The following is an 18,554-nucleotide window of genomic DNA, read 5'->3' as shown; positions in this document are numbered from 1 at the left end:
CGCCGGTTCAGAACCGCAGATGGCGACTGTGACGAAACCGGTTGCTGACGAGCGCGAGGGAGCTCCCGACGATCCGGTCGGCACCCTGCCTCGCAACCTCGCCGAGGTGATTCGGACGAATGTCGACAGGCTCGACGTCGGCCGGATCGCTCGAGCCTACGAAGTGGCCAAGAGCGCGCACGCCGGGCAGAAGCGGGCTTCGGGCGAGAGCTACGTGACCCACGTCGCGGAAGTGGCCAGAATCATGGCCGCCATCTACCTCGACACCGACACGATCGTCGCCGCGTTGCTCCACGACGTGGTCGAAGACACCGAGCTGAGCCTCGACGATGTGAGCGAGCGCTTCGGTGAGGCGGTCGCGACCATCGTGAACGGGGTGACCAAGATCGGACAGGTACCCTTCGAATCGGCGACCGAGCAGCAGGCGCGCAACTACCGCAAGATGCTGCTCTCGATCACCGAAGACGTCCGTGTCATTCTGGTAAAGCTCGGCGACCGCCTCCACAACATGCGGACCCTCGAGCACCTGACCGGCATCAAGAGGCGACGGATCGCCCTTGAGACCCGCGAAGTCTACGCTCCCATGGCACACCGCCTCGGAATGGGGGCGGTTCGCTGGGAGCTGGAGGACCTCGCTTTCAAATTCCTGGAACGGGATGCGTACGAGTCGCTGACCAGACAGGTCCGTCAGCGACGACAGGACCGGGAACGAGAGATCGACAGACTGCGCCTTCCGCTCTCGGAAGCCTTGGAAGATGCCGGAGTTCGGGCGACTGTGAGCGGCAGACCGAAGCATCTCTGGTCGATTCATCGCAAGATGACGGCGCGCAAGCTGCCATTCGAAGAGATCTACGACGTCATGGCCATGAGGGTGCTGACCGAGACGGTTGCGGATTGCTATGGGGCTCTCGGAATCGTCCACTCCCTGTGGACACCCATCTCGGAGCGTTTCCACGACTATATCGCGACACCCAAATCGAACAAGTACCAGTCGCTCCATACCACGGTGTTCGGGCCTGGAGGCAAGCGCTACGAGATCCAGATTCGGACCAGGCAGATGCATCGGACGGCCGAGTTCGGGATCGCGGCCCACTGGCGCTACAAGGAGCAGAACAACAGCCAGAAGAAGAAGAACAGGGAAGCCGACGACGCTCTTACCTGGTTCAGGCAGATCATGGATTGGCAAAAGGACGCGTCCGAGCCCGAAGAGTTCATCGATCTCATGCACATGGAGCTCTTCGCCAACGAGATCTTCGTCTTCACTCCCAAGGGCAACGTCAAGGCTCTCCCGCTCGGCGCCACCCCCATAGACTTCGCCTACTCGGTCCACACCGACGTGGGGCATCATTGCGCGGGCGCCAAGGTGAACGGCCGCATCGTCCAGATTTCCCACGTGCTCAAGAACGGCGATACGGTCGAGATCCGAACCGATCCGCGCCAGCGTCCCAGCCGAGGGTGGCTGAGGGTCGTGAGGAGCGCCCGCGCACGGGGACGCATCCGCCATTGGATCAAACGCGAAGAGCACGATTCAGCGGTGAGGCTGGGCCGAGACCTGCTCGAAAGGGAGATGCGGAAGGCCCGCCTCCTCCTCACCAAGGACAAGAAGAAGCGGGCCGAGGTGGCAAGTGAGCTCGACCAGGAGTCCTTCGAAATGGTGCTGGCGGCGCTGGGCAGAGGCGATGTCGGCCCCACGGCGGTGATGCGTCAGCTCTATCCCGACCGCGATCTGGCCAAGGTCGACCAGCCAAGACGCAATCCGTTGGAGCGCCTGGCATCCAAGCTGCGAGTCTCGAGCAAGGGGGTGAGCATCCAGGGGATGGAAAACATGCTGGTGCGGTACTCCCGCTGCTGTCAGCCGGTGCCCGGCGACGACGTTCTCGGCTATATCACGCGCGGACGCGGCGTCTCCATCCACCGAACCGACTGCCCCAACGTGCTCGTGCTCGCCGGTGACGAGGATCGCCGCATCGAGATCGAGTGGTCCGCCGAACAGCAGGACCGCTTCCTGGTCAGACTCTACATGCGGGGCGGCGACCGGAGGGGCCTGCTATCGGACGTGGCCAAGGCGATCACCAAGACCGGCACCGATATCAAGCACGCGGACATGCGTGCGAAGGAAGACGGAATGCACGGCGAGTTCGTCGTCGAGGTGCGTGATCTTTCCCATCTGGCCAAGGTTAGAAGGGCCATCCGACGGGTGAACGGCGTCTTCGAGGTCCAGCGGCGAGAACACTTCGAGAACGACGATTTGGGTTGGGCGTAGAACCTCACGCCGTCCCCCGCGGCCGGGAGAGTTCCCCAGGTGGTCGAGTGGATCGTTCCTTTGCCGAACCTCACCGTGTTCGTGAACTGACGTGCCTAGGTCAGTATAGGGAATGGTACGGCTTCAAGCGGCTCCCAAGAGCCAGGAAGGGAGGTGCGAGCTTGCAGGTTCGAATCAGGAGGGTTTGCGAGTGATTCGCCCCGAGCGGATGCATTGCGTGCAAACCCGCGCCCGACGTCTCGTCCCTGCGGAGTCCTCGTAGCGGAAAGTTTGGAGATTCGGAAGCCAACGCCGTCTGGTCTTGTTGTGCGCGTGGCTGACGTTGTTGCCTGTCTGCGGTCTCTTCCCGCAAACTTCACATACCCTTGCCATGAGTCGCGTCAGTTCCTCGAACCGGAGTCGTTTTCTTCGTCCTCGTCATCGCCTTCCTCGGCCGTGGCGATCTCCACCACGGTCCCGTCCGCTTCCACGATGGCGAACAGGTCGAGGTAGTAGTTGACGAAGTCGGCCATCATCATGTCGCTCTCGTTGATCGTGCCGGCCGCGAGCCAGGACTCGAAGACCGCCGTACCTCCTTCGGCGACGGTGCCAACGAGGGTCAGCGCCCCGCGTTCAGCGACCGGGTTAACGGTGTCGGCGACCAAGGCGGGCGCCGAGATCAGGAACGGCGTCTGGGTGCCGGCATAGAAGCCCTGCCGGGCGAAGTTCCCACCGTGGGTGACACCCTCGATTTGCACGAGCTGACCCGCGAAGCCCTCCATGTCCCGACCCAGGGCGACGACATCCACGATGACCGCTTCGGAGATGTCGGGCTCATCCTCTTCGGCTTCCCTGGCGGCGGCCGCAACTTCGGCCTGGCGTGCGGCCTCGATCTGAGCCTGGTCCCAGAGCCAGTAGAAGAAGCCACCCACGACCAGAATCGCGATGACCATGAGGATGGTGGACAGATTCACGGCTCCACGCCTGTTGTCGCTCATCACTTGCTTCCCTCGGCTGTCGTTCGTGTGCTGAAGTGAGGCGCAGGCGGCGCAGGGCCCGCCGCGCGCCAAGGCGGATAAGGTAACGCTCGGTGGCCCGTTGCGCACGCCGATTCGCAAGCCGCCGCCGTGTCCACGGACCGCTACACGAGCTCGATGATCGACATCTCGGCGGCATCGCCTTTTCGGTGACCGAGCTTGATGATGCGTGTATAGCCTCCGGGGCGCTCCAGGTAGCGCGGCGCGATCTCGTCGAAGAGCCGCCCCGCGACATCCCGATCCTGAATCTTGCGGGCGACGAGACGGCGCGAGTGCAGGTCTCCGCGACGGGCGAGCGTGATCAGTCTCTCGGCATACCCGCGCAGCTCTTTGGCTTTCGCCGTGGTCGTGCGGATGCGACCGTGCCGAAAGAGAGCCGTCGCGAGGTTGCGCAGGGTGGCCTTCCGGTGGCTCGCGGTTCTGGAGAGCTGTCTCCCCTTCTTGCGGTGGCGCACGGCTCAGCGGCTCCTGCCGGCTGGGCTGCGCGCCGGCGCCCGGCCCGAATCGTTGCGACCTTGGTCGGGGGAGGAGCTCAGCAGGTAAAGGCGACCGTCCACCCTCTCCTCGAAATGCATGTCGAAGGTGAAGCCGAGCTGGTTCAGGGCGTCGTTCATCTCCGAGAGCAGCTTCTTGCCCAGCTTGTCGACCTCAAGGACCCGCTTCTCGCTCATGGCGACGAGATCCCGCATCCTGGTGATTCCAGCCACTCGCAAGCTGTTGCGCGCGCGTACCGGAATCTGGGGGAAGTCGTCTAGCTCGGACATGAGCCGCTCCCGCATGACCTCGGTCACCGGTGTCGCCACCGCCGGCGAGTACTTCGGCATGCGACCGCTCTTGAAGTACAGCATGTACTCCAGGTGGCAGCGCAGCAGATCGGCGGCGTACGCGAGGGCGTCGGTCGGGGTCATCGAGCCGTCGGTCTCCACGTCCACGGTGAGTCGATCGAAGTCGGTGCGCTGCCCGACCCGGGTCTCCTCCACCTTGAAGTTGGCCTTCTTGACGGGGTTGTAGATCGAGTCGATGCAGACCAGGTCGACCGGCATGCCGTCGGGCTTCTGGTGCTGGTCGGCGAGCACGAATCCTCTTCCCTTGTTCACGTACAGATCGATCTCGATCAACTCCTTGCCCCTGTACTCGCAGATGTAGTGATCGGGGTCGAGGACGGTTACGCCCGCCTTCGGCGAGATCTGGCCGGCGGTGATCGGTCCGGGCCGGTCGGCCTGGAGCACGAGTCTGGCGTCTTCGAGATCGGGGCTCAGCGCCACACCGAGCGACTTGAGACTCTGGATGATCTGATGAACGTCTTCGCGTACGCCATCGATGGACTGGTGCTCATGCATTACCCCGGTGGCGCGGAACGCCCAGACGGCCGCTCCCCTGAGCGACGAAAGCAGCACACGTCGGACCGCGTTGCCCATGGTATGGCCGAAACCGCGTTCCATCGGGTCGATGACGAAGGTACCGCTGCGTCGATCCAGCTCGGTCTCGCCGAGCTGGACCTCGGGTTCCAGCCGCTCCGGGAGTACCAGATCGGTAAGGTCGATGTCCTTGCTCAAGAAGTTCGCCTCCTACTTCGAGTACAGCTCGACGATGAGCTGCTCCTGCGCGGAGAGGGGGATGTCCTGGCGCGTCGGAGTGCGCACCAACCTGCCTTTGAGGGCATTTTCGTCGAGAGCCAACCACTCGGGAAGCTGAGGTCTGGTTCTGGCCGCCAAGGCCATTTCGACGGTCACGAGCTTGCGCGACTTGTCGCGCATGGCGATCTCGTCGCCGGCGCTCACTTGGAAGCTGGGGATGTCCACCACTCGGCCGTTGACCTGGACGTGACGATGGCGAACGAGCTGTCTGGCCTGATTGCGGGACACTGTCAGTCCGAGGCGGAAAACGATGTTGTCGAGCCGGGTCTCAAGCGCGACGATAAGGTTGTCGCCGGTCCGCCCGGAGAGATGCGAGGCCTTGTCGAAGAGGTTGCGGAACTGCTTCTCGTTGAGTCCGTAGGTCCGCTTGACCTTCTGCTTCTCTCGAAGCTGGAGCGCGTAGTCGGACTGCTTGCGCCGACGCACCTGACCAGCGCCGTGCTGCCCGGGCGGGTACCCGCGACGCTCGACCGGGCACGCCTCGGTGTAGCACTTCTGGCCCTTGAGGAAGAGCTTCTGACCCTCGCGCCGACATAGCCGGCATACTGGTCCGGTATACCTGCTCATCGGTTAGACGCGCCTCATCTTGGGAGGACGGCAACCGTTGTGCGGCAGCGGCGTCACATCGTGAATCGAGGTGACCGTCAGACCCGCGCTCGCAAGAGCCTGGATGGCGGACTCGCGACCGGAGCCGGGGCCGCGCACGAGCACCTTGACCCGCTTGACGCCCATTTGCACCGCCTCCTTGCCCACTTGTTCAGCCGCGACGGTCGCCGCGAAGGGCGTGGATTTCTTCGACCCCTTGAATCCCGCCCGGCCGGCGGACGCCCACACGACCGTGTTCCCCGTCTGGTCGGTGATGGTGATGATGGTGTTGTTGAACGTGGCGCGTATGTGCGCTACGCACGAGGCCTCGACGACCTTCTTTGTGCGCTTCTGCTTCGATTTTGGTTTCGGCACTCTGCTTCCTCGATGAGGCGCCGGGCTCGGGCCCGTACTGGCTGTCCGCCGTCCGCAGGGCGGGTATCGTTACTCGGTTGCTGCGCGTGATCTGCTTCGTGACTATGTCTGGCGGCTACTTGCGTGGGGCCTTCTTCTTGCCCGCGATCGCCCTCTTCCTGCCCTTGTGGGACCTGGCGTTCGTGTGCGTGCGCTGGCCTCGAACGGGCAGGCCCCGGCGGTGACGGAGGCCGCGGTAGCACCCGATGTCCATCAGTCGCTTAACGTTCATGGAGACCTCGGTGCGCAGAGGTCCCTCGACCTTGAAGCGCTCGATCTCACGCCTGAGACAAGCGACCTCCTCGTCGCCGAGATCGTGGGTGCGCCTGCCCCGTTCGATCCCGCACGCGCTGACGATCTTGCGAGCCCTTGTTGAACCGATGCCGTAGATGTAGGTGATCGCGACCTCGACGCGCTTGGATCTCGGGAGGTCGACTCCAGCGATTCGTGCCATGTGGCCTCAGCCCTGCCTCTGCTTGTGTTTCGGATCGCGAGAGCAGATCACCCGCACGATCCCCTTCCGGCGAATTACTCTGCAGTGTTCGCAGATGGGTTTAACGCTGCTTCTGACCTTCATGTCGCCACCCCCGCTGGGCGTTCGTTGCATAGCTGTGAAAGATAACTCTCTTCCATGGGTTCCTCAAGACGTGTGAGGATTCTGGGGCCGCTGGGCGTCACGGCCACCGTGTGTTCGTAGTGGGCGGAGATGCCGCCGTCCGCCGACACGACGGTCCAGTCGTCGTCAAGGGTGCGGATCCTGGAGGTGGTCTGAGCGATCATGGGCTCGATCGCGACGACCATGCCCGAACGCAGACGGGGACCGTGACCGGGTCGGCCCGTGTTCGGAACCTGAGGATCTTCGTGGACCTCCCGGCCGATGCCGTGACCCACGAGGTTTTCGGCGATCTTGAAGGAAGTGCCCCGCACCGTCCTCATCACCGCCGCACCGATGTCGCCGACGTGGTTTCCGGCCCGTGCGCCGCGAATGGCGGCATCGAGGGCGTCCCTGGTGGTGGCAAGCAGCCGGCGCACCGGCGCGGCGACCTCGCCCACCGTGAAGGTCCAGGCGGAATCGGCGCACCAGCCCTCGAGCTTCACTCCCACATCGACCGAAACTATGTCGCCCTCGCGAAGGATCCGCCGCGAGCTGGGGATTCCGTGTACGATCTCTTCGTTCACCGAAGTGCAGACGCTCCCCGGGAAGCCGTACAGCCCCCTGAAGGCCGGGACGGCGCCGTCGAAGGAGGTGATGAAATCTTCGCAGAAGCGATCGATATCGAGCGTACTGACCCCCGGTCCGACCATCTCCTTCAGCCGTGGGATGAGCGAACCGATTATGGATCCGGCCTCGGCGATCGCTTCGATCTGGCGACGGTCGCGGATGGCGATCCCGTGGCGGCGATCCCGGGAGCGGCCGGTCACCGCGCGACCTCCGCACCCACTCGGACGCCGGCCGTCTCGACCAGCGAACGGAGGGCGTCGGTCACCTCGTCCACCCCTTTGGAGGCGTCGATGCGGACCACGCCCGCCGGATGGCGTTCGTAGTAGCGGATAAGCGGCTCGGTCTGGCGAGAGTACACCGCGAGTCGATTGCGGACGGTCCCGGGCTCGTCGTCGGGCCGCCGCACCAGCACCGAGCCGCAGTCGTCACATACCCCCTCCCGCGCCGGCGGGTTGGCCGTCACGTGGAAAACCGTCCCACAACCCGGGCAGCTCCTCCGGCCGGCCAGCCGCTCGGCGATGAGGTCGCCGTCGGCATCGAGCAGGATCACGAGATCGAGCTCGCGCGCCGCCGAGCTAAGCGCATCCTCCAGCCCGTCCGCCTGCTCCACGGTACGCGGAAAACCGTCGAAGATCACGCCGCGTCCGGGATCGCCGGCCTCCAGATAGGCCTGCATGAGCCCGATGATCACCTCGTCGGGCACCAGTTCGCCGGCCTGCATGTAGCCGGCCGCCTGCCTGCCCAGATCGGAACCGGAGCGCACGGCCTCGCGAAGGAGGTCGCCTGTGGAGAGATGCTCGCCCGCCACGGTCTCCTTCAGCCGGGCTGCCTGGGTGCCCTTCCCTACCCCGGGTGGCCCGAGGAGAACGATAGCTTGCGCCATCACATGTAGCGCTGACGCCCTCGCATCTTGACGCGTCCCTGCTTCATGAAGCCGTCGTAGCGTCGGAGCAGAAGCAATTGCTGCGCCTGCTGCACGGTGTCGAGACCGACGCCGACCACGATCAGCAGGGAGGTGCCGCCAAAGAAGAAGGTGTTTATCGTGAAGATGTCGAGGATCCAGAATGGCACGAGCGCGATAAGAGCCAGATAGATCGAACCCGGCAGTGTGACTCTGGTCAGTACGCGATCGATGTACTCGGCGGTTCGCGCTCCCGGTTTCACCCCCGGGATGAAGCCGCCCTGCTTCTTCAGATTTTCCGAGAGGTCGACCGGATTGAAGATGATCGCCGTGTAGAAGTAGGTGAAGAAGATGATGAGCGCGCCGTAGGTCAGGTAGTAGAGCACGGTGTTGGGCTGGAAGAACTCGGCGAGAACGTCCAGACCCGGCACGTTGGGGAAGAAGGTGCCCAGCGTTCCCGGAACTACGATGAAGGACTGCGCGAAGATGATCGGCATGACCCCCGCCGAGTTGATGCGCAGCGGGATGAAGCTCTTCTGACCTTCACGCACTCTCCCCCGACTGAGCACCTTGCGCGGTATCTGCACCGGGATGCGACGTGAAGCCATGGTCATGGCCACCACCCCCGCCGTCACTCCGACCACGACCGCCACGAGCAGCGCGAGCTTGGGTAGCCCGATCTGGTCGGTGCTCCAGGCTTCGACCGTGCGCGCCACCGCGGTCGGGAAGCTCTGGATGATCGAGAAGAAGATCAGGAGCGACATGCCGTTGCCGATGCCGTGTTCCGTGATCTGCTCACCCAGCCACATGACGAAGATGGCGCCGCCCGTGAGGGTGAACATGGTGACGAAGACGAAACCCATGCCGGGGTCGGGCACGACACCCTGGGCCATCAGGTACTGAGCGTACCCGTAGGCTTGCGCCGCCGCCAGACCGATCGTGGTGTAGCGGGTCCACTGCGTCAGCTTCTTGCGCCCCTGTTCCCCCTCCTTCTGCAGCTTCTGAATGGTGGGGAAGACGGTCGAGAGCAGTTGGAACATGATGCTCGCCGAGATATAGGGCATGATGCCCAGCGCCAGAACAGTCGCCCGGGAAAGCCCTCCACCCACGAACATGTCGTAGATGCCGAAGAGGGTGCCTTCCAGCGAGGCGAAAGTGGCGCGCAGGGCGACGAGATCCAGCCCCGGAACCGTTATGTGCGAGCCCAGCCGATAGACGAGCAGTATGAAGAGCGTGAAGAGGATCTTGTTCCTCAGCTCCGGCGCCCGAATCAGGTTTTGCAGCGGATTGTCGGCCATGGACTAGCCTCCCCGGGCTTCCGCGTTCCCGTCGGCGGCGAGCACGAGCGTCGTTCCGCCCGCAGCTTCGATCTTGGAGCGCGCGGAGGCGCTGAAGCGGTGCGCCGTCACCTGGACGGCCCCGCTCACTTCACCTGTCCCGAGCACCTTTACCGGCCTGCGCAGAGTCGAAATGAGTCCGGCCGCCTTCATGCTCTCCGGGGTCGCTTCGCCTTCGACACGCCCCAGATCGCGCAGGTTGACCACCTGATACTCGACCCGTCCCCTGTTCTTGAATCCGCGCTTCGGTATACGCCTCGAGAGCGGCATCTGCCCGCCCTCGAAACCGGGGCGAATGCCCGGACCCGAGCGGGATTTCTGCCCCTTCTGTCCGCGGCCCGAAGTCTTGCCCAGACCGCTGCCCGGGCCTCTGCCGACGCGTTTTCGCGGCCGTCGAGGACCTCCGGCCGGCCGCAGGTCGTGAAGTTCGATCATCTATCTGTCCTGAATCCCGGCCTCGCCGTCCACCTCTCCCTCGGGAACGGGGACGACGCTGACCATGAACGAGATCTGCCTGACCATGCCGCGGATAGCGGCGGTGTCGCGCTGGACCACGCTCTGTTGATGGCGGCGTATGCCCAGGGCGCGCAGGGTGCGGCGATGCTTGGCCTGGCGACCGATGCCGCTCCTGACCTGGGTGATGCGGATGAATCCGCCTTGAGATTCAGTCACGGTACACCCCAAGCTGTTGCAGTGTGATGTCGCGTTCGCGGGCGGCTTGCTCCGGGGTCACCAGATTGGTCAGACCGTCCATCGTGGCGCGAACGACGTTTATGGGATTATTGGTGCCCAGGCTCTTCGTGAGAACGTCCTTGACGCCGGCGGCTTCGAGCACGGCGCGCACCGGCCCGCCGGCGATCACCCCGGTTCCGGGCGACGCAGGGCGGAGCAGAACCCGGCCCGCGTCCGCGCGGCCGATGATCTCGTGCGGAAGGGTGCCGTTGCGAACGGGCACCTCCACCATGTCGGTACGGGCCCTCTCGAAGGCCTTGCGAATGGCCTCGGCGACTTCGTTGGCTTTTTCGTGGGCGATGCCGACCTTCCCCTTGCCGTCGCCCACGGATACGAGGGCCGAGAAGGAGAAGCGCCGCCCGCCCTTCACGACCTTGGCCACGCGATTGATGAATATCACGTTTTCCGTGAGGTCGGACTCGCGGCGTCGGTCCTTGCGTCTCTTGTCTCTCGCCATCAGAAGACCAGGCCTCCCTTGCGAGCTCCGTCGGCGAACGCCCGAACCCTTCCGTGATAGCGGTAGCCTCCGCGGTCAAAGACGACCTCGGCGATTCCGAGCTCGCACGCCCGCTCGCCGAGCCGGCGACCTGCCTCGAACGCATGACTAACCAGGGGATTCGCGCCCTCGGTCTTGAAGTCGCGCAGCTCCGGCGCGAGCGTGGAGAGTCCGATGAGAGTCCGACCGAGGTCGTCGTCCACGATCTGGCCCTCGATGTTCTTTAGGGACCGGAACACCACGAATCGCGGTCGGGTCGCCGTACCCCGCAGCCGGTTGCGACTGCGGATGTGACGCCGGCGGCGACGCAGCGCCCGGTTCTTCTTGAGCTGGCTCTGTCTGATCATCGCTCCCCCTAAGCGCGAGCGGCGGTCTTGCCCGCCTTTCGGCGCACTTGTTCATCTTGATAACGGATGCCCTTGCCCTTGTAAGGTTCGGGCGGCCGGAAAGATCGAATATCGGCCGCGGCCTGTCCGACCTTTTGCCTGTCCATCCCTGAAACCACGACCGTGGTGGTGTTGGGACAGGCGACCTCCACTCCGTCCGGCGGTCGGTAGTCGATCGGATGGCTGAAACCGAGATTCATCTTCAGCGCTCCTCCTTCGACCTTGGCCCGGTAGCCTACTCCAACGATGTTGAGAGTCTTGGCGAATCCGGTGGAGACACCGGTGACCGAGTTCTGGAGCAGAGCGCGAGTGAGGCCGTGCAGAGCCCGCAGCCGCTTCTGGTCGGTCGATCTCCTGACCAGGATGCGATTTTCCTCCGGCTCGACGACTATTTCCGGGTGAACTTCGAGCGAAAGGGATCCCTTGGGACCTTTGATCGAGCACGTCCTACCCTCCACCCGCACCGTCACACCCTCCGGGAGTTCTACCGGCTGCTTTCCAATTCGAGACATGGTTCGCTCCCTTACCACACGAGGGCCATCAGCTCGCCGCCCACGCCTGCCTTGCGGGCCTCGCGGTCGGGGAGCAGTCCGGCGGAGGTGGACAGGATCGCCATGCCGAGTCCGTAGCGGACCCGGGGGATCTCGTCCTTCTTCACATAGTGGCGGCGTCCCGGGCGGGACACGCGCTCCAGGTGGCGAATGACGTGTCCTCCGTCGTGGTACTTCAGGTAAACGCGCAGCACCCCGAAGCGCCCGTCGTTCAGCACCTTGTAGGAGTGCACGAAGTGGCTTTCCTTGAGGATCTTCGCCACCTCGACCTTCGTCTTCGAAACCGGAATGTCGGCCCACCGATGCTTTGCCTGCCCCGCGTTGCGGATGCGGGTGAGCATGTCGGCGATAGGATCGGTCATCATGAGTTACACGCTCTCCTTACCAGCTCGACTTGCGCACGCCGGGAATGAGTCCCTCCAATGCCAGGTCCCTGAAGCAGATTCGGCAGAGTCCGAACTTGCGCAGGTACGCGCGGGGGCGTCCGCAACGCTGACAACGGTTCCTCCGCCTGACCTCGAACTTGGGGCCTTTTTCGGCCTTGGAGATGAGTCCTTTTCTTGCCATGTGGTGTCTCTAAGCCGAAGCGGCGATGGTGACCGGCACGGAACCCCGAAAGGGGAATCCGAGCGCGCGGAGCAGAGCCAGCGCTTCGTCGTCGCGGTTCGTGGTGGTGACGATGGTGATGTCCATGCCGTGGATCTTGCGGACATCGTCGTAGTTGATTTCCGGGAAGATGATCTGCTCGCGCACGCCCATCGAATAGTTGCCGCGTCCGTCGAACGAGCGCGGCTTAAGTCCGCGGAAATCCCGCACGCGGGGGATCGCGGTGTTGACAAGCCGATCGAGAAAAAACCACATGCGGTCCGAGCGCAGCGTCACCGACGCGCCGACCGGCATCCCTTCGCGCAACTGGAAGTTGGCGATGGAGCGCCGGGCTCGGTTGACGACCGCCTTCTGACCCGCGATGGCGCCGAGCTCCCTGGTCACGCTCTCGATGAGCTTCGCATCCTTCGAGCCTTCGCCCACGCCGACGTTGATGACCACCTTCGAGACCTTGGGGATCTGGTGGGGGTTGGCGAACCCGAACTCCTTTTGGAGCTGGGATCGTACCCGCGTGTGGTAGTGCTCTTTGAGTCTGGGGATCATTCCTGCCTCCCTAGCGCGGTCTGGGGATGGGCTGACCGTTTCTTACCGAAATGCGCTGCTTGGTGCCGTCTTCGGAGATGCGCAACCGGGTGCGGGAGGCGTCTCCCGCCGAATCGATCAACATCACGTTCGAGATGTGGACGGGGAGTTCGATGCTGATGATGCCGCCGTCCGGGTCTCGCTGGCTGGGAGCGGTGTGACGCTTGCGCACGTTCACTCCCTCGACACGCACACGGGACCTCCCGGGATCGACATCGAGCACCACGCCTTCGCGGTCGCGGTCGTTGCCCCGGATGATCCTCACCCGGTCGCCCTTGACGATGCGAAGCTTGTTCCTCTTCATCACAGCACCTCCGGCGCGAGCGAAACGATCTTCATGTACTTCTTCTCCCTGAGCTCTCTGCCGACGGGGCCGAAGATGCGGGTGCCGCGGGGCTCGCCTCCTTGGCCGATGACGACCGCCGCGTTGTCGTCGAAGCGGATATAGCTGCCATCGCGGCGTCGGGTCTCCTTGGCCGTGCGGACGATCACCGCTCTGATCACCTCTCCCTTCCTGATGGCGGCGTTGGGAATGGCGTCCTTGACGGTGGCCACGACCTCATCACCTACCCCGGCATAGCGGCGACCCGAGCCGCCCAGCACGCGGATGCACAGGGCCGACTTGGCCCCGGTGTTGTCCGCAATCCGGAAGAGCGATTCCTGCTGGATCATGGGTCGTTTTCCTCAGGTTCCCGTGGGTGGGTATCTACGCCGGGCGTTCGATGAGCTCCGCGACCCGCCAGCGCTTGGTGCGCGAGACGGGCCGGGTTTCCACGATACGAACGGTGTCCCCGGTGCGATATTCGTTGTTTTCGTCGTGCGCGTGGTACTTCTTGGTGCGTCCGACTCCCTTGCCGTAGAGCGGATGCGCGAACCGCCTCTCGACCACGACCGTCACCGTCTTGTCCGAGCGGTCGCTGGTAACCACGCCCACGCGGACCTTGCGACGGTTGCGCGCGGCCTGCACGCCACCCTGCTCGCTCACGAGCCCGCGCTCTCGGCCGCGGCCAGCTGACGCTCGCGCCTGACCGTGTGCAGCCTGGCCAGATCGCGCCTGACCTTCCTGGGGAGGCTGGGATCGTCGAGCTCCATCATCGCTTCCTGGAAGCGAAGCTTGAAACGCTCTTCGGTAAGCTCGCGAATCCGAACCTCGATCTCGGAATCGGGCCAGTCTCTGATCTCTTCGGGGGTCATAAGGAGGTCGCTCCGGGTGCTACAGTTGCCGTTCGCGCACGACGAAACGGCATTGGATGGGAAGTTTGGCGGCGGCGAGCTCCATGGCGCGTCGCGCGAGAGGCTCGGGTACGCCTTCCAGTTCGAACATGACCCTGCCGGGCTTGACGACGGCGACCCACTTTTCGGGGTTGCCCTTGCCCTTGCCCATGCGGGTCTCAGCCGGTTTCTGGGTGATGGGCTTGTCGGGGAAGATGCGGATCCAGACCTTCCCACCTCGCTTGATATGGCGCGTCATGGCGACACGGGCGGCCTCGATCTGCCGATTGCTGATCCAGGTCGGCTCGAGGGCCATGAGCCCGTACTCTCCGAAGGATACCCGGTTGCCCCGGTAGGCCTTGCCGCGCATGCGTCCCTTGTGGGTCTTGCGCCGTTTGACTCGCTTCGGTGCCAGCATGGTCAGCCTCCCTCAGTTTCCGGTGGAGTAGGTACGGCCTCTGCGCTCTTCGACCACCTCGCCCCGAAACACCCAGCACTTGACGCCGACGACTCCGTAGGTGGTGAAAGCCGGCACCCTGGCGTAATCGATGTCGGCCCGCAGGGTGTGCAGAGGCACCCGTCCTTCGTTGTAGCCCTCGCGCCGGGCGATCTCAGCCCCGCCGAGTCGGCCGGAGCACTGGATGCGGATGCCGCCGGCGCCCGCGCGCACCGCCGACTGCACGGCGCGCTTCATCGCGCGGCGGTAGGCGATGCGCTGGCTCAGCTGATGAGCGACGTTCTCCGCCACCAGGTAGGCGTCGATCTCGGGCTGCTTGATCTCTTCCACGTTGACCGAGATCGAAGAGTCGGTAAGGAGGGCGAGCTCGTCTCGGAGCTTGTCCACCTCGGATCCGCGCTTACCAATGACGACTCCGGGGCGGGCGGTGTGGAGCGAGATGGCGATCCGGGAGGGTTTGCGCTCGATCTCGACCTTGGAGAGCGCAGCGTGCGCGAGCCGGCGCCGAAGGTATCCGCGGATGGTCTCGTCTTCGCGGAGCATCTTGGGGAAGTCCTTCTCGGCGTACCAGCGCGACTGCCACTCGCCTACGATTCCGAGTCTGAAGCCGGTAGGGTGGGTCTTCTGGCCCATTATTCGACCTCCCTCGTGCCGACGACGACGGTGATGTGACTGGAACGCTTGCGAATCGGCGCGGCGCGGCCTTGGGCTCTCGCCCGCCAGCGGCGGAGCGTCCGACCCTCGTCCACGAACGCTTCCTGCACGAACAGGTCGTCTACGTCCAACGGATCTTGGTCTTCGATGGATCGCTCTCTAGCGTTGGCCACCGCCGACTGCAACGTCTTCTTGACGGGAACGGCCGCGGCCTTTTTGGAAAAGGAGAGGAGCGCGTAGGCGCCGCCCACGGACCGACCTCGAATCTGATCGACCACGAGTCTCACCTTGCGGGCGCTCATCCCGACGTCGCGGGCCACTGCTCTGGCTACCATCGCGCTACCTCGCCCTGCGGTCGGCGAGCTTGCCGCCGTGACCCCTGAAGGTTCTGGTGGGAGAGAACTCGCCCAGCTTGTGGCCGACCATGTTCTCGGTGATGAAGCAGGGGATGAAGCTCTTCCCGTTGTGGACCGCGAGCGTGTGGCCCACGAACTCGGGCGTGATCATCGAGGCGCGCGAGAATGTCTGGATGACTCGACGCTCGTTGCGGGAGTTCATTCTGCGGACGCGCCTGAGAAGCTTCTCGTCGACAAACGGTCCCTTCTTTATGCTACGAGCCATATATCAACTCTCCATGCCTACTTCGTCGCCCGGCCGCGCCTGCGACCGCGCACGATATACTTGCTGGACGGCTTCTTCGCCTTCCGCGTCTTCTTCCCTTCCGGCTTGCCCCACGGGGTCACCGGAGGACGCCCGCCCGAAGCCTTGCCTTCGCCTCCGCCCAGCGGGTGATCGACAGGATTCATGGCGACACCCCTGACCTTCGGTCTGCGTCCCCGCCAGCGGTTCGCGCCCGCCTTGCCCACCACTGTCAGTTCGTGATCGGAGTTGCCTATCGTGCCGATGGTGGCCACGCAGCGCCGGTGAACCCGCCTCATCTCGGTCGAAGGCAGACGGAGGGTCACGTAATCGCCCTCCTTGGCCATCACCTGGGCCGAACTCCCCGCCGATCGCACCATTTGACCGCCCTTCCCGGGTTTGAGCTCGACGTTGTGAACCGCAGTACCCAGCGGGATCAGCCCCAAGGGCATTGCGCAGCCCACCTTCACATCCGCGTCCTCGCCGGAAACGATACGGTCGCCCACGTCGAGACCCGTCGGATGAATGATGTAGCGCTTCTCGCCGTCTTCGTAGTGGATCAGGGCGATGTTGGCCGAGCGGTTCGGGTCGTACTCGATGTGTGCGACCACGCCCGAGACGCCGATCTTGTCGCGACGGAAGTCGATGATTCGGTAACGGCGCTTGTGGCCGCCGCCCCGACGGCGTGTGGTGATGCGTCCGTGATGGTTGCGCCCGCCCTTGGACTTGAGCGGCTCGGTCAGCGAACGCTCGGGCCCCTTGCGGGTGTGGGTGGCGCGGGAGAGCACGGAGCGGGTGCGCTGCCCTGCGGTAACCGGTCTGAATTTCTTGATCGCCATGTCTCAACCCGCCTCGTAAAGCTCGATGCTTTCGCCGTCCGCCAACCGGACCACGGCTTTCTTGAAGGCCGCTCTCCGTCCCCTCGCATAGTTGCGCGCGAGCCTCGCCATGATCGAGCGCCGCGGCTTGCCGGGATAGCGCATGGTGCGCACGTGGGCGACCTGCACGTCGAAGATCGCCGTGACGGCCTTGCCGATCTCCAACTTGTTGGCGTCACCGGCGACGATGAAGGTGTAGACCGGCCCTTCCTCCATCTGCGCCGCCGTCTTTTCGGTGACGACGGGCCGCAGGATCAGGTCGTGCGGATCACGCATCGTTCACCTCGGCGACTGGAGGGTCGGACGTTTCGGAGTCGGACGTCTTGGAATCGGCCGCCGCGGTGGAGAGATCCAACGCGTCAGCCTCGATGAAAACCGTGCCCGCCCAGACGAGATCGTAGACCGATTCGTGGCCGAAGGGACGCACGAGCACGCCCGGCAGGTTGCGGCAGGAGAGGTAGACGCTCCGGTTGACCGAGTCGGTCAGGACGAGGACCTTGCCCCAAGTTTCGATCATGCCCAGATAAGAGACGAGCGCGCGGGTGCGGGGCGCCTCGAGAGAAGGCAGCTCGCCCACGAACACTCGGCCGTGCTCTGCCCTGTCGTTAAGGGCCGAACGACGCGCCAGGCTCCGTATTCTCTTCGGGAGGCGCTGCCTCCACGAGTGCGGAATCGGCGGAAAGGCGACGCCGCCGCCGCGCCACTGCGCGGCTCTCGTCGTTCCTTGTCGGGCACGTCCGGTGCCCTTCTGCCTCCAGGGCTTGCGGGAGCCGCCCGCCACCGCGCTCCTGTTCTTAGCGGATCCGGTGCCTCGGCGCAGGTTGTTCAGATGCGTCTTCACCGCAGCGTGCACGGCGAACTCGTTGCAGGCGCCGTCGAAGAGCTCGATCGGGAGTTCCCGGGACCCGTCGCGGGTGCCGTCGGCTTTGAAGTAGGGTGCGCTGAACATGCTAGTACTTGGTGATCAGAAGGTGGCCGCCGCGAGCGCCCGGCACTCCACCCTTAATGAAGATGAGGTTGCGTTCGCCGTCTATGCGAACCACCTGGAGATTGCTGACGGTGGTCCTGGTTCCACCCATTCGCCCGGGGAGCTTGCGACCCTTGATGACCCGGGAGGGGTCGGTGCCAGGTCCCAGCGAACCGGGATTCCTCGACATGGGATGTCCGTGAGACGCAGGCCTGCCGGCGAAGCCGTGGCGCTTGACGACTCCCTGGAAGCCGCGCCCCTTGGAGCGGCCCGTTACCTTCACCCTGTCGCCTTCGGTGAAGAGCCCGACGGTGAGCTCCTGCCCGACCTCGTAGCCTCCGTCGTCTCCGGTGCGGAATTCGCGCAACAGGACCGGCGCGGCGTCGAGACCGGCGGCGGCGGCGTGACCGAGCTCGGCTCTGCTGCTCCTTTTCTCCCGCTTCGCGCCGAATCCGAGCTGAATCGCGCTGTAGCCGTCCTCGTCGCCGGTGCGCACCGATACCACCGGACAGGGTCCGGCCTCGATGACCGTCACGGGCACCTGGTGCCCCTGGTCGTTGAAGAGCCTGGTCATGCCTACCTTGCGTCCGATCAATCCCGGCATGGGCACCCCCTAGTCAACCTTGATATTCACGTCGACTCCGGCAGGAATGTCGAGCTTGGTGAGAGCGTCGATCGTTCGCTGCCCGCTGTCGACGATGTCTATTAGCCGCTTGTGAGTGAGGAGCTCGAACTGCTCGCGGCTCTTCTTGTCGATGTGCGGAGAACGCAACACGGTCCAACGTTGCCGGCGAGTAGGCAGCGGGATCGGTCCACGAACCCTGGCGCCGGTCATCTGAGCGGTGCGCACGATGTCGGAGGTGGTCTGATCCACCAGCCAGTGATCGAAGGCCTTGAGCCTGATTCTGATTCTGCTGCCAGTCGCCATGGTAACCCCGGCCCTACTCGAGGATCTCGGTGACGACGCCCGCACCGACGGTGCGTCCGCCCTCTCGGATCGCGAAGCGCAGCTCCGGATC

Annotated in this window: 34 protein-coding genes; 1 reads left to right on the top strand and 33 read right to left on the bottom strand. The window is 64.4% G+C overall.

Annotated features, from left to right (window positions below):
• Positions 1 to 28: 28 nt before the first annotated feature.
• Positions 29 to 2,263, top strand: coding sequence for a bifunctional (p)ppGpp synthetase/guanosine-3',5'-bis(diphosphate) 3'-pyrophosphohydrolase (locus J4G12_06850; protein MCE2455526.1), 2,235 nt, complete (start codon positions 29 to 31; stop codon positions 2,261 to 2,263).
• A 174-nt stretch (positions 2,264 to 2,437) separates the two neighbouring features.
• Here J4G12_06850 and rpmB read toward each other — a convergent pair whose 3' ends face one another.
• From rpmB to J4G12_06685, 33 genes are all read right to left on the bottom strand, one after another.
• On the bottom strand, positions 2,438 to 2,635 hold the full coding sequence (rpmB, locus tag J4G12_06845; protein MCE2455525.1) for a 50S ribosomal protein L28: 198 nt from the start codon (positions 2,633 to 2,635) through the stop codon (positions 2,438 to 2,440).
• 8 nt (positions 2,636 to 2,643) lie between these two features.
• The gene (locus J4G12_06840) at positions 2,644 to 3,240 is read right to left on the bottom strand and encodes a hypothetical protein (protein ID MCE2455524.1); all 597 of its coding nucleotides are present in this window, start codon (positions 3,238 to 3,240) and stop codon (positions 2,644 to 2,646) included.
• A gap of 143 nt (positions 3,241 to 3,383) precedes the next feature.
• Positions 3,384 to 3,734 (bottom strand): 50S ribosomal protein L17, encoded by a 351-nt coding sequence (rplQ, locus tag J4G12_06835; GenBank protein MCE2455523.1) that lies wholly within the window; start codon positions 3,732 to 3,734, stop codon positions 3,384 to 3,386.
• A gap of 3 nt (positions 3,735 to 3,737) precedes the next feature.
• Positions 3,738 to 4,835, bottom strand: coding sequence for a DNA-directed RNA polymerase subunit alpha (locus tag J4G12_06830; protein ID MCE2455522.1), 1,098 nt, complete (start codon positions 4,833 to 4,835; stop codon positions 3,738 to 3,740).
• Positions 4,836 to 4,847: 12 nt separating this feature from the next.
• Positions 4,848 to 5,483, bottom strand: coding sequence for a 30S ribosomal protein S4 (gene rpsD / locus J4G12_06825; protein ID MCE2455521.1), 636 nt, complete (start codon positions 5,481 to 5,483; stop codon positions 4,848 to 4,850).
• A 3-nt stretch (positions 5,484 to 5,486) separates the two neighbouring features.
• Entirely contained in the window at positions 5,487 to 5,876 is a 390-nt protein-coding gene (rpsK, locus tag J4G12_06820) for a 30S ribosomal protein S11 (GenBank protein MCE2455520.1), read from the bottom strand.
• Between the two features lie 115 nt (positions 5,877 to 5,991).
• Positions 5,992 to 6,369, bottom strand: a complete 378-nt coding sequence (gene rpsM / locus J4G12_06815; GenBank protein ID MCE2455519.1) for a 30S ribosomal protein S13 — start codon at positions 6,367 to 6,369, stop codon at positions 5,992 to 5,994.
• Between the two features lie 6 nt (positions 6,370 to 6,375).
• Positions 6,376 to 6,492 (bottom strand): 50S ribosomal protein L36, encoded by a 117-nt coding sequence (gene rpmJ, locus J4G12_06810; GenBank protein ID MCE2455518.1) that lies wholly within the window; start codon positions 6,490 to 6,492, stop codon positions 6,376 to 6,378.
• On the bottom strand, positions 6,489 to 7,304 hold the full coding sequence (gene map / locus J4G12_06805) for a type I methionyl aminopeptidase (protein MCE2455517.1): 816 nt from the start codon (positions 7,302 to 7,304) through the stop codon (positions 6,489 to 6,491). Before map ends, rpmJ begins: the two co-directional genes overlap by 4 nt.
• Before the next feature lie 29 nt (positions 7,305 to 7,333).
• Positions 7,334 to 8,020, bottom strand: a complete 687-nt coding sequence (locus tag J4G12_06800) for an adenylate kinase (protein ID MCE2455516.1) — start codon at positions 8,018 to 8,020, stop codon at positions 7,334 to 7,336.
• Entirely contained in the window at positions 8,020 to 9,336 is a 1,317-nt protein-coding gene (gene secY, locus J4G12_06795) for a preprotein translocase subunit SecY (GenBank protein MCE2455515.1), read from the bottom strand. The genes J4G12_06800 and secY overlap by 1 nt, the downstream gene beginning before the upstream one ends.
• A gap of 3 nt (positions 9,337 to 9,339) precedes the next feature.
• Positions 9,340 to 9,807 carry a 50S ribosomal protein L15 gene (rplO, locus tag J4G12_06790; protein ID MCE2455514.1) on the bottom strand — a complete coding sequence of 156 codons (468 nt, stop codon included), beginning with the start codon at positions 9,805 to 9,807 and terminating at the stop codon, positions 9,340 to 9,342.
• 3 nt (positions 9,808 to 9,810) lie between these two features.
• On the bottom strand, positions 9,811 to 10,023 hold the full coding sequence (rpmD, locus tag J4G12_06785; GenBank protein MCE2455513.1) for a 50S ribosomal protein L30: 213 nt from the start codon (positions 10,021 to 10,023) through the stop codon (positions 9,811 to 9,813).
• 16 nt (positions 10,024 to 10,039) lie between these two features.
• Positions 10,040 to 10,564, bottom strand: a complete 525-nt coding sequence (gene rpsE, locus J4G12_06780) for a 30S ribosomal protein S5 (protein MCE2455512.1) — start codon at positions 10,562 to 10,564, stop codon at positions 10,040 to 10,042.
• Positions 10,564 to 10,950: a 50S ribosomal protein L18 gene (gene rplR, locus J4G12_06775; protein MCE2455511.1), complete on the bottom strand. Its 387-nt coding sequence runs from the start codon at positions 10,948 to 10,950 to the stop codon at positions 10,564 to 10,566. Before rplR ends, rpsE begins: the two co-directional genes overlap by 1 nt.
• A gap of 8 nt (positions 10,951 to 10,958) precedes the next feature.
• Complete coding sequence (gene rplF, locus J4G12_06770) at positions 10,959 to 11,501, bottom strand: 50S ribosomal protein L6 (protein ID MCE2455510.1); 543 nt, start codon at positions 11,499 to 11,501, stop codon at positions 10,959 to 10,961.
• A gap of 11 nt (positions 11,502 to 11,512) precedes the next feature.
• Positions 11,513 to 11,905, bottom strand: coding sequence for a 30S ribosomal protein S8 (rpsH, locus tag J4G12_06765; protein ID MCE2455509.1), 393 nt, complete (start codon positions 11,903 to 11,905; stop codon positions 11,513 to 11,515).
• A 16-nt stretch (positions 11,906 to 11,921) separates the two neighbouring features.
• Positions 11,922 to 12,107, bottom strand: coding sequence for a type Z 30S ribosomal protein S14 (locus J4G12_06760; protein MCE2455508.1), 186 nt, complete (start codon positions 12,105 to 12,107; stop codon positions 11,922 to 11,924).
• Between the two features lie 9 nt (positions 12,108 to 12,116).
• Complete coding sequence (rplE, locus tag J4G12_06755) at positions 12,117 to 12,689, bottom strand: 50S ribosomal protein L5 (protein ID MCE2455507.1); 573 nt, start codon at positions 12,687 to 12,689, stop codon at positions 12,117 to 12,119.
• Between the two features lie 10 nt (positions 12,690 to 12,699).
• Entirely contained in the window at positions 12,700 to 13,032 is a 333-nt protein-coding gene (rplX, locus tag J4G12_06750) for a 50S ribosomal protein L24 (protein ID MCE2455506.1), read from the bottom strand.
• Positions 13,032 to 13,400: a 50S ribosomal protein L14 gene (gene rplN, locus J4G12_06745; protein ID MCE2455505.1), complete on the bottom strand. Its 369-nt coding sequence runs from the start codon at positions 13,398 to 13,400 to the stop codon at positions 13,032 to 13,034. Before rplN ends, rplX begins: the two co-directional genes overlap by 1 nt.
• A 34-nt stretch (positions 13,401 to 13,434) precedes the next feature.
• The gene (gene rpsQ, locus J4G12_06740) at positions 13,435 to 13,695 is read right to left on the bottom strand and encodes a 30S ribosomal protein S17 (GenBank protein ID MCE2455504.1); all 261 of its coding nucleotides are present in this window, start codon (positions 13,693 to 13,695) and stop codon (positions 13,435 to 13,437) included.
• Positions 13,696 to 13,709: 14 nt separating this feature from the next.
• Positions 13,710 to 13,922 carry a 50S ribosomal protein L29 gene (gene rpmC / locus J4G12_06735; protein MCE2455503.1) on the bottom strand — a complete coding sequence of 71 codons (213 nt, stop codon included), beginning with the start codon at positions 13,920 to 13,922 and terminating at the stop codon, positions 13,710 to 13,712.
• A gap of 19 nt (positions 13,923 to 13,941) precedes the next feature.
• Positions 13,942 to 14,358: a 50S ribosomal protein L16 gene (rplP, locus tag J4G12_06730; protein MCE2455502.1), complete on the bottom strand. Its 417-nt coding sequence runs from the start codon at positions 14,356 to 14,358 to the stop codon at positions 13,942 to 13,944.
• Between the two features lie 12 nt (positions 14,359 to 14,370).
• Complete coding sequence (rpsC, locus tag J4G12_06725) at positions 14,371 to 15,030, bottom strand: 30S ribosomal protein S3 (GenBank protein MCE2455501.1); 660 nt, start codon at positions 15,028 to 15,030, stop codon at positions 14,371 to 14,373.
• Positions 15,030 to 15,386, bottom strand: coding sequence for a 50S ribosomal protein L22 (rplV, locus tag J4G12_06720; GenBank protein ID MCE2455500.1), 357 nt, complete (start codon positions 15,384 to 15,386; stop codon positions 15,030 to 15,032). Before rplV ends, rpsC begins: the two co-directional genes overlap by 1 nt.
• A gap of 4 nt (positions 15,387 to 15,390) precedes the next feature.
• Positions 15,391 to 15,672, bottom strand: a complete 282-nt coding sequence (rpsS, locus tag J4G12_06715) for a 30S ribosomal protein S19 (protein MCE2455499.1) — start codon at positions 15,670 to 15,672, stop codon at positions 15,391 to 15,393.
• 17 nt (positions 15,673 to 15,689) lie between these two features.
• Entirely contained in the window at positions 15,690 to 16,529 is an 840-nt protein-coding gene (gene rplB / locus J4G12_06710) for a 50S ribosomal protein L2 (protein ID MCE2455498.1), read from the bottom strand.
• Between the two features lie 3 nt (positions 16,530 to 16,532).
• Positions 16,533 to 16,844, bottom strand: a complete 312-nt coding sequence (gene rplW, locus J4G12_06705) for a 50S ribosomal protein L23 (GenBank protein ID MCE2455497.1) — start codon at positions 16,842 to 16,844, stop codon at positions 16,533 to 16,535.
• Positions 16,837 to 17,517 (bottom strand): 50S ribosomal protein L4, encoded by a 681-nt coding sequence (gene rplD, locus J4G12_06700; protein MCE2455496.1) that lies wholly within the window; start codon positions 17,515 to 17,517, stop codon positions 16,837 to 16,839. Before rplD ends, rplW begins: the two co-directional genes overlap by 8 nt.
• A gap of 1 nt (position 17,518) precedes the next feature.
• A complete protein-coding gene (gene rplC / locus J4G12_06695) occupies positions 17,519 to 18,139 on the bottom strand; it encodes a 50S ribosomal protein L3 (GenBank protein ID MCE2455495.1) in 621 nt (206 codons plus the stop codon).
• A gap of 9 nt (positions 18,140 to 18,148) precedes the next feature.
• The gene (gene rpsJ, locus J4G12_06690) at positions 18,149 to 18,463 is read right to left on the bottom strand and encodes a 30S ribosomal protein S10 (protein ID MCE2455494.1); all 315 of its coding nucleotides are present in this window, start codon (positions 18,461 to 18,463) and stop codon (positions 18,149 to 18,151) included.
• A gap of 13 nt (positions 18,464 to 18,476) precedes the next feature.
• Positions 18,477 to 18,554: hypothetical protein (locus tag J4G12_06685; protein MCE2455493.1), on the bottom strand; the 78-nt coding region annotated here is incomplete at its 5' end.

It is taken from the genome of Gemmatimonadota bacterium, assembly GCA_021295815.1.
GTDB lineage: Bacteria > Gemmatimonadota > Gemmatimonadetes > Longimicrobiales > Gaopeijiaceae > JAGWBQ01.
Note: the sequence above shows the minus strand (reverse complement) of the source record. Positions and strands in the feature narration are given on the sequence as shown.

What these genes read in the sequence shown, in the direction of transcription:
- rpmB (MCE2455525.1), bottom strand. Translation starts at nt 2,635, where the DNA reads ATGGCAAGGGTATGTGAAGTTTGCGGGAAGAGACCGCAGACAGGCAAC.
- J4G12_06840 (MCE2455524.1), bottom strand. Translation starts at nt 3,240, where the DNA reads ATGAGCGACAACAGGCGTGGAGCCGTGAATCTGTCCACCATCCTCATG.
- rpsD (MCE2455521.1), bottom strand. Translation starts at nt 5,483, where the DNA reads ATGAGCAGGTATACCGGACCAGTATGCCGGCTATGTCGGCGCGAGGGT.
- rpsM (MCE2455519.1), bottom strand. Translation starts at nt 6,369, where the DNA reads ATGGCACGAATCGCTGGAGTCGACCTCCCGAGATCCAAGCGCGTCGAG.
- rpmJ (MCE2455518.1), bottom strand. Translation starts at nt 6,492, where the DNA reads ATGAAGGTCAGAAGCAGCGTTAAACCCATCTGCGAACACTGCAGAGTA.
- J4G12_06800 (MCE2455516.1), bottom strand. Translation starts at nt 8,020, where the DNA reads ATGGCGCAAGCTATCGTTCTCCTCGGGCCACCCGGGGTAGGGAAGGGC.
- secY (MCE2455515.1), bottom strand. Translation starts at nt 9,336, where the DNA reads ATGGCCGACAATCCGCTGCAAAACCTGATTCGGGCGCCGGAGCTGAGG.
- rpsE (MCE2455512.1), bottom strand. Translation starts at nt 10,564, where the DNA reads ATGGCGAGAGACAAGAGACGCAAGGACCGACGCCGCGAGTCCGACCTC.
- rplR (MCE2455511.1), bottom strand. Translation starts at nt 10,950, where the DNA reads ATGATCAGACAGAGCCAGCTCAAGAAGAACCGGGCGCTGCGTCGCCGC.
- rplF (MCE2455510.1), bottom strand. Translation starts at nt 11,501, where the DNA reads ATGTCTCGAATTGGAAAGCAGCCGGTAGAACTCCCGGAGGGTGTGACG.
- rpsH (MCE2455509.1), bottom strand. Translation starts at nt 11,905, where the DNA reads ATGATGACCGATCCTATCGCCGACATGCTCACCCGCATCCGCAACGCG.
- J4G12_06760 (MCE2455508.1), bottom strand. Translation starts at nt 12,107, where the DNA reads ATGGCAAGAAAAGGACTCATCTCCAAGGCCGAAAAAGGCCCCAAGTTC.
- rplE (MCE2455507.1), bottom strand. Translation starts at nt 12,689, where the DNA reads ATGATCCCCAGACTCAAAGAGCACTACCACACGCGGGTACGATCCCAG.
- rplX (MCE2455506.1), bottom strand. Translation starts at nt 13,032, where the DNA reads ATGAAGAGGAACAAGCTTCGCATCGTCAAGGGCGACCGGGTGAGGATC.
- rplN (MCE2455505.1), bottom strand. Translation starts at nt 13,400, where the DNA reads ATGATCCAGCAGGAATCGCTCTTCCGGATTGCGGACAACACCGGGGCC.
- rpmC (MCE2455503.1), bottom strand. Translation starts at nt 13,922, where the DNA reads ATGACCCCCGAAGAGATCAGAGACTGGCCCGATTCCGAGATCGAGGTT.
- rplP (MCE2455502.1), bottom strand. Translation starts at nt 14,358, where the DNA reads ATGCTGGCACCGAAGCGAGTCAAACGGCGCAAGACCCACAAGGGACGC.
- rpsC (MCE2455501.1), bottom strand. Translation starts at nt 15,030, where the DNA reads ATGGGCCAGAAGACCCACCCTACCGGCTTCAGACTCGGAATCGTAGGC.
- rplV (MCE2455500.1), bottom strand. Translation starts at nt 15,386, where the DNA reads ATGGTAGCCAGAGCAGTGGCCCGCGACGTCGGGATGAGCGCCCGCAAG.
- rpsS (MCE2455499.1), bottom strand. Translation starts at nt 15,672, where the DNA reads ATGGCTCGTAGCATAAAGAAGGGACCGTTTGTCGACGAGAAGCTTCTC.
- rplB (MCE2455498.1), bottom strand. Translation starts at nt 16,529, where the DNA reads ATGGCGATCAAGAAATTCAGACCGGTTACCGCAGGGCAGCGCACCCGC.
- rplW (MCE2455497.1), bottom strand. Translation starts at nt 16,844, where the DNA reads ATGCGTGATCCGCACGACCTGATCCTGCGGCCCGTCGTCACCGAAAAG.
- rplD (MCE2455496.1), bottom strand. Translation starts at nt 17,517, where the DNA reads ATGTTCAGCGCACCCTACTTCAAAGCCGACGGCACCCGCGACGGGTCC.
- rplC (MCE2455495.1), bottom strand. Translation starts at nt 18,139, where the DNA reads ATGCCGGGATTGATCGGACGCAAGGTAGGCATGACCAGGCTCTTCAAC.
- rpsJ (MCE2455494.1), bottom strand. Translation starts at nt 18,463, where the DNA reads ATGGCGACTGGCAGCAGAATCAGAATCAGGCTCAAGGCCTTCGATCAC.